Origin of the sequence: Streptomyces sp. NPDC006798 (assembly GCF_040635975.1) — a bacterium.
GTDB lineage: Bacteria > Actinomycetota > Actinomycetes > Streptomycetales > Streptomycetaceae > Streptomyces.
This window is the reverse complement of the sequence record NZ_JBEYIS010000121.1, coordinates 1-1,080: the sequence shown is the minus strand read 5'-3', so window position 1 is coordinate 1,080 and position 1,080 is coordinate 1. Positions and strand designations below refer to the sequence as shown.

The 1,080-nt window shown below is 63.8% G+C and carries 1 protein-coding gene; it reads left to right on the top strand.

Annotation, left to right across the window (positions count from 1 at the left end; translation table 11 throughout):
* The coding region (locus tag ABZ714_RS34825; protein ID WP_358829381.1) for an acyltransferase domain-containing protein at positions 1–1,080 on the top strand (1,080 nt) is incomplete at both ends.

Sequence of the window (1,080 nt, the reverse complement as noted above, 5' to 3'; positions counted from 1 at the left end):
CCGGGTGGTGTTTGTGTTTCCGGGGCAGGGTCATCAGTGGGTGGGGATGGCTGTGGGGTTGTTGGATTCGTCGGTGGTGTTCGCGGAGCGTTTGGCTGAGGTGAATGAGGTTCTGGGTGGGTTGGTGGATTGGGATTTGTTTGATGTGTTGCGGGGGGTGGAGGGTGCGCCGGGGTTGGATCGGGTGGATGTGGTGCAGCCGGTGTTGTTCGGTGTGATGGTGGGGTTGGCGGGGTTGTGGGGTGCGTGTGGTGTGGTGCCGGATGCGGTGGTGGGTCATTCGCAGGGGGAGATTGCCGCGGCGTGTGTGGCGGGGTTGTTGTCGTTGGAGGATGCGGTGCGGGTGGTGGTGTTGCGGTCGCGGGAGTTGTTGGTGTTGGCGGGGAGTGGGGGGATGGTGTCGGTGGGGTTGGGGGTTGGTGGTGTGGAGGAGTTGTTGGTGGGGTTCGGGGGTCGGTTGTCGGTGGCGGTGGTGAATGGTCCTGGGTCGGTGGTGGTGGCGGGTGATGTGGGGGCGTTGGATGAGTTTGTGAAGGTGTGTGAGGGGGTGGGTGTTCGGTGGTGGCGGGTGGCGGTGGATTATGCGTCGCATTGTGGTCATGTGGAGGTGGTGGAGGAGGGGTTGTTGCGGGTGTTGGGGGGTGTTGTGGGTCGTGATGGGGGTGGTGTGGGGTTTTATTCGACGGTGACGGGTGGGTTGTTGGGTGGGGGTGAGTTGTCGGGTGGTTATTGGTATCGGAATTTGCGGGAGCGGGTGCGTTTTGATGAGGCGGTGGGTGCGGTGTTGGGTGAGGGGGGTCGGGTGCATTTTGTCGAGGTGTCGTGTCATCCGGTGATGGTGGAGGGTGTGTTGTCGGTGGCGGAGGGGTTGGGTGTGGGTGGGTTGGTGGGGGTGTCGGGTTCGTTGCGTCGTGGTGAGGGTGGTGCTGGTCGGTTTGTGGGGTCGTTGGGTGAGGCGTGGGTGGGTGGTGTGGGTGTGGACTGGGGTGCTGTGGTGGGTGTGGCGCCGGGTTCGGTGTCGGGTGGGGGTCGGGTGGAGTTGCCGACGTATGCCTTCGACCGCAAGCGCTACTGGATCGG